This is a genomic window from Arthrobacter sp. Hiyo1 (assembly GCF_001263615.2).
Classification (GTDB): domain Bacteria; phylum Actinomycetota; class Actinomycetes; order Actinomycetales; family Micrococcaceae; genus Arthrobacter.
In genome coordinates this window covers 329,291-334,610 of record NZ_DF952473.1, presented here as the reverse complement: position 1 = coordinate 334,610, position 5,320 = coordinate 329,291, and the positions used below count along the sequence as shown (strand labels likewise).

The window sequence follows — 5,320 nt, the reverse complement described above, 5'->3', positions numbered from 1 at the left end:
CGTCGCGGGTGAAGGAGGCAAACGCGGCGACGGACGCGGCGATGGCCTGCACGACCGCGCCGTTGTCCGCACTCCAGGCTGTCCTTCGATCCATGCCCACAGCATCTCAGGAGGCACCGACAATTTAATCTTGGCGCCGTTGGACCGGTGCGCGAGGCAGAATCGGTTAGCTCGGTTCCTGCGCTCGGGAAGGAACCACTCGCCTGAATCTCCGGAAAAGGAACGTGAGTGCCTCCCGTGGATCACGGGACCCTGCTTTTGCGAAGCGAGGTAGAGCGAGGGGACAATGAACAAATTGAGCAGGGTGGACGTGACGAGTCCGCCCAGAATGACCACGGCCATGGGGTGTTCGATTTCGTGGCCCGGGATATTTCCCATAACCACCAAGGGCACCAGGGCAAGTCCGGTAGCCAAGGTGGTCATGAGGATCGGGGAAAGCCGTTCCGCCGCTCCGCGCAACACGAGGGCGCGGCCGAAGGCTTCGTCCTCGTTCCTTTCCAGATGCTGGCAGTGGCTGATGAGCAGGATCCCGTTGCGGGCTGCGATGCCCATCACCGTGAGGAAACCGACGAGTGAGCCGAGCGAGAGGACCCCGCCGGTCACGTAGGCAGCGAAAACCCCGCCGACCAGGGCGATGGGGAGCGTCAGCAGCGCGAGCAGGGCCAGCCGCCAGCTCCGGAACGACGCTTGCAGGAACAGGAAGATCAGGGCCAGGGACGCCACGGCGAAGATCGTCAGGCGTTCGGTGGCCGCCTGGCGTTCCGTGTACTCACCGAGGAGTTGGACGCTGTAACCCGGCGGCAGCTTCATGTCTTCGAGGCGTTCCTGGAGCGTGCGGACAACGGTCCCGAGGTCTGCCCCCTGATCGATAAAGGAACCGACCTCAACCCGGCGGGATCCGTTGGTGCGGTCAATGAGGTTGGGTGTCGATTGCACGCTGACGGCGGCGACGTCGGCCAGCCGGACGCGCTGTCCCCCGGGGGTGTCGATCGGCAGGTCCTCGATACTGGTGACGCTGGCGCGGGTCTCCGGGGTGCTCCAGACTTGGACGTCGTAGGCGCGTCCGTCCCGGAAGACGTCGCCTACTTCTTCCCCGGCCACGAGTGTCGCGGCCGCCCGCCTCACGTCGCCGGGTTTCAGCCCGTACTTTTGCGCTGCGGCAAGGTCCACCTTGACCGTGATCTGCGGTACCTCGACTTCCAGGGAAACGTGGGGTTCATTGGTGCCCTGGATATGGTCAAGGATGGACTTGATCTTCTGGGCCTGGTCCCGCAGCACGTTCAGGTCGTCCCCGTAGACCCGGACCAGGATTGGTTCGCTGGAGCCGGTCAGGACCTCTTCGATCCTCTCTTTCAGGTAAGTCTGGACGTCGCGGTGCAGGCCCGGATAGCCGTCGACAACCTCCTGGACAGCTGCCACCGTTTTTTCGTAGTCGGCGTGGCGGTCGATGCTGATCCAGTTTTCCCCGGCGTTGACGCCGACGATTTCGTCTGCGGTGAACGCCTGGCCGATGTGGGTACCGCAGTTCAGGACCCCGGGCACCTTGAGGAGCTCCTCACAGCCCCTTTGTGAGATGCGGTATTCCTCCGCTGCCGAAGTGCCGGGCTCTGCGACCCAGTGCATCAGGAAGTCCCGTTCCTTGAAGGTGGGGAACAAGGACTGGCCCAGCAACGGAGCGATCACCAGCCCCGCGAGAGCGACGGCGCCGAAACCGGCGTAGCCGTAGCGGGGCCGGTTCATGGTCCGGGACAAAATGGCGTGATATCCGCGCTTGAGCACCCGGACCAGTGGAGGATCGCGCTGCTCCAGTTTCGCGTTGCCGAGCAGGATCAGGGCCAGGGCCGGTGTCACCGTCAGCGCGACCAGCATCGAGGCGAGGACGGCCAAGGTATAGGAGACAGCCAGCGGCCGGAAAAAGACACCGGTCAGTCCGTCGAGGAAGAAAATGGGAACGGCCGCGAGGACGATGATCAGGGTCGCGTAGACAATGGGACTTCGCATTTCCAGGGAGGCCCTGAGCACCACCGAGGCCGTTGGTTCGCCGCTGCCCAGGGCCCTATGTTGTCTGAGCCGGCGCATGATGTTCTCGACGTCGATGATCGCGTCGTCGACGACCACACCCACGGCGATGACAAGCCCCGCCAAGACCATGGTGTTGATGGAGCTCGCCGTGAAGTACAGCACGAGCGCCGCCGTCAGGAGGGAGAGCGGAATGGCCACAAGGCTGATCAGGGCGGTGCGCCACTGGAAGAGGAAGGCGCCGAGGATCATCACAACCAGGAGGCAGCCCAGGAGCAGCGCGAGGCTGAGGTTGGAAATCGCCTCCTCGATGAAGCTCGCCGGACGGAAGATGGTGGTGTCAAAGGTGATTCCACTCAACCCTGGCTGGAGCTGGCGGAGGGCGTCCTCAACTCCCTTGGTCACATCGAGGGTGTTGCCCCAGGGGAGCTTTTCGACGATGAGCATGAGCCCGTGCCCGTTGTTGATGACAGCGTCGCCGATGAGCGGCTGATGGTCTTCAACGACCTTGGCCACGTCGCCCAGGTGCAGCGCGACGCCGTCCTTTTCCCTGATGGTGACCTGTGCCAGGTCCGCTGGGCTCGAAACGGCCTGGACATGCTGGACGCCCATTCTTTGATTCGGACTGTCGATGAAGCCTCCCGTGCCGATGAACCGGCCGGGCGAGTACTTCAGGAGGCCGGCGTCCACGGCTCCGGCGGTGACTTCCATGACCTCGTTGAGCGAAACATTTTCAGCCTTGAGCCGGTCCGGCTGCACCTGGACCTGCAGCATCTGGAGCCTTTCACCCCAGATGGCGACGTTGGCCACTCCGGTACCCGGAGCAACCGGGCGCGGATCGTCCAGTAGGAGAGCATGGACATCTCGATCAGGGACCGGCTGGAGGAGGTCATGCCAATCTTCATCACGCGGCTCGTCGACGACAGCGGCTGAAGCATGACCGGCGGAGCCGCCCACGTCGGCAGAGCGGATGTCACTGCCGCCATCCGTTCCGAGACCACCTGGCGGGCGTTCAGCAAATCGGTACCCTGCTTGAAGATGAGCACGATCGAGGACAGCTGCGGGACGGACTTGGAGCGCAGCTCATCAAGGCCGGGCATGCCGCTCAGGGAAGCCTCGATCGGTACGCTGACCAGTTCTTCCACTTCCTGCGCGGTCAGGCCGAGGCAGGCCGTCTGGATTTCCACGCGCGGGGGCGCGAATTCCGGAAAGACATCGATGGACGCCGAGCTCAATTGCACTGAGCCCAACAGCATCACCGCGCAGGCCAGTGCAACAACCACTGTCCTGAATTTGAGGCTGATGCCTATGATCCAACGCATCTCAGTGGGCCGTATCGAATTCCTCGCCGAACAATTCCTCGGCCCCTAACGTGACCACCACCGTGCCGATCGGCGGACCCTCCTTCAGCAATGCGGCTTCGCCGGCGATTCGCTCGATACTTACCGACTGGCGGACATACACGCGGAGCTCCGGATTCGTGTAGACCAGGTCCTGCCCTGGCTGTCGTACAGGATCGCCCCGTAGGGGACGGTCAGCTTCCCCTGCGGACCCGACGACGCTGTCCCGGTCTTTAGCCCCAGACGTTCGACGGCGCGTTCCGTCAGGGTGACGCGGTGCAGGTCCGTCCCCGGGACTTCCTCCACGGTGGCCGGGGCGTCAGCGGCAGGCACGGCTTCGGCTTGCGGCTGGGAACAGGCCGGCAGTGAAAGCGTCAGCAAAGCGGCGACCACCAGGGCGATCAGGACTTTCGTGCTGCGGCCCTGCCGCGAAGCTAACTTCTTCATGGTGCGTCCTCGCTCTGTGCCCGGAGCAGCGGATCGTTCCGGGGTGCGGTCCTGGACGCCGGTTCCGGTCCGAATCCAAGCAACAGCGCGGGCAAGACAAATAGCAGGAAAAGGGTCGTGGTCAGCAGCCCGCCCCAAATGATGATGACGAGCGGTTGGATGATTTCCGTTCCGACCACGCCACCCATGAGCACGAGCGGCAGCAGGCCAAGAGCCGTCATCAGGCCGACATCAGCACGGGCATCAACCGGTCCCGCGCGCTTCGGATCACGAGCGCGGGGCCAAAGGCAGGACTGTCCTCGGACCCCAAGCTTCGGGCGTGCCGAATGAACAGGATGGATCCACGTGCGGCAATGCCCAGGAGGGCCGAGAATGCAGGAAGCGAGACCAAGGAGTTGATTCCGCCCGTCATCTGCGCAGCGAGCACTCCGCCCGAGAGCGCGGCAATCAAGCCCAGGAAGACCGTCGCACCCAGCCGCCAGCTTCCCAGCGCCGTCTGGAGAAGCACCAGGATTCCGGCCGCGGCGACCGCCGCCAGCAGCCACAGCCACCGGGCGCTGTTCTGTTGTTCTGCGTACTTGGTGAGGATTTCCGCATGGTACGAGAGCGGGAACTGCAGTTGCTGGAGGCCCTTCTCGATATCCTGCTGAACGTCGTTGAGGGCGCGCCCTTGAATATCAGCCTTCACATCGATCCGGCGCGAAGTGTCATCGTGCAGAATCACAGCCTCGTTCCCGACCATGTTGACGTGTGCAACGTCGCCGAGGCGTACGTGACCTCCGCCGGGGGTATCGATCAGCAGCTCGCGGACGCTGGTAAGGCTGTTCCTGGTGGACGGAGTTCCTTTGACGATCACCGAGAAGACTTTTTGTTGCTGGTATATGTTGCCGACTTCGATTCCCTGCAGCAGCGCTGCGGCGGCGCGCCTGACATCGCCGGGTATGACGCCCGCTTTCTGGGCCGCGGTCAGGTCAACCTGGACCTCGACGATCGGTTGTTGGGTGGGCGCGTCGACATGGGGATTGACGACGCCGTCGGTCCGGGCCAGGATTTGCCGCACCTCCTCTGCCTTCTGACGGAGGGTGGCCATATCCAGGCCGTAAACCCGGACGGTAAACCCGGGGTCGGCGGCCTGTTGGATCTGCTCGATCCTCTGTTGCGGGTACGTGGATACTTTGCTGGTCAGCCCCGGGTACCCGTTCACCACGTGCTGGACGGCCGCCGCCGTGTCGCGGTAGGAGGCCTCCGCGGAAACTGTCTCCCAAAGCTCCCCGGCGCTGATGTCGCCCACCTGGTCCGAGGTGATGGCGCGCCCGATGTGTCCCCCCACATTGACCACGCCCGGGAGTGTCCGGAGCTCCTGGGCGGCCGCATCAGTGATCCGCGTCATTTCCTGGTCTGAGGTGCCAGCGATCGCACTCCACTGCACCACGAGGGTCTTGTCCGGCAGGACAGGCACTGTCGGACGGCCGCTGGCTAACTGGGGGGCGAGGGCAAGTCCGGCGAGGGCGAAG

4 protein-coding genes and 1 pseudogene are annotated in these 5,320 nt (G+C 64.0%); all 5 read right to left on the bottom strand.

Annotated elements, in window-relative coordinates:
* Nucleotides 1–3,275, bottom strand: a pseudogene (locus tag AHiyo1_RS16985) (efflux RND transporter permease subunit); the annotation flags it as partial.
* A gap of 67 nt (nt 3,276–3,342) precedes the next feature.
* Nucleotides 3,343–3,483 carry a hypothetical protein gene (locus AHiyo1_RS27075; RefSeq protein WP_253257410.1) on the bottom strand — a complete coding sequence of 47 codons (141 nt, stop codon included), beginning with the start codon at nt 3,481–3,483 and terminating at the stop codon, nt 3,343–3,345.
* Nucleotides 3,462–3,806, bottom strand: a complete 345-nt coding sequence (locus AHiyo1_RS16980; RefSeq protein ID WP_253257409.1) for a hypothetical protein — start codon at nt 3,804–3,806, stop codon at nt 3,462–3,464. Before AHiyo1_RS16980 ends, AHiyo1_RS27075 begins: the two co-directional genes overlap by 22 nt.
* Nucleotides 3,803–4,027 (bottom strand): hypothetical protein, encoded by a 225-nt coding sequence (locus tag AHiyo1_RS27070; RefSeq protein ID WP_059389327.1) that lies wholly within the window; start codon nt 4,025–4,027, stop codon nt 3,803–3,805. The genes AHiyo1_RS16980 and AHiyo1_RS27070 overlap by 4 nt, the downstream gene beginning before the upstream one ends.
* Nucleotides 4,027–5,320, bottom strand: a 1,294-nt coding sequence (locus tag AHiyo1_RS16975; RefSeq protein ID WP_253257408.1) for an efflux RND transporter permease subunit, incomplete at its 5' end; no start/stop codon positions are given. The genes AHiyo1_RS16975 and AHiyo1_RS27070, both read right to left, overlap by 1 nt.